1 protein-coding gene is annotated in these 529 nt (G+C 45.7%); it reads left to right on the plus strand.

From position 1 onward, the window contains the following. Nucleotides 1-529, plus strand: a 529-nt coding sequence (locus tag AB4653_RS24765; RefSeq protein ID WP_372105558.1) for a type I glyceraldehyde-3-phosphate dehydrogenase, incomplete at both ends; no start/stop codon positions are given.

Raw genomic sequence — 529 nt, forward strand, 5'->3', positions numbered from 1 at the left:
TAGAGTACATGGCATACATGCTTAAGTACGACTCAACTCACGGCCGTTTCAACGGTACTGTTGAAGTTGAAGGCGGTAACCTAATCGTTAACGGTAAAACTGTACGTGTTACAGCTGAGCGTAACCCAGAAGACCTTAAGTGGGATGCTATCGAAGTAGACGTAGTTGCTGAAGCAACTGGTCTTTTCCTAACTGACGAGACTGCACGTAAGCACATCACTGCTGGCGCTAAGAAAGTAGTTCTTACTGGTCCTTCTAAAGATGCAACTCCAATGTTCGTAATGGGCGTTAACCAAGCATCTTACGCTGGTCAAGACATCGTTTCTAACGCTTCTTGTACTACTAACTGTCTTGCACCTATCGCTAAAGTACTTAACGATAAGTGGGGCATTGAGTCTGGTCTTATGACTACAGTTCACGCTACTACAGCAACTCAAAAAACTGTAGATGGCCCTTCTGCTAAAGACTGGCGCGGTGGCCGTGGTGCTTCTCAAAACATCATCCCATCTTCAACTGGTGCTGCTAAAGC

It is taken from the genome of Vibrio sp. 10N.222.48.A3 (genome assembly GCF_041475345.1).
GTDB classification, from domain to species: Bacteria; Pseudomonadota; Gammaproteobacteria; order Enterobacterales; family Vibrionaceae; genus Vibrio; species Vibrio tasmaniensis_A.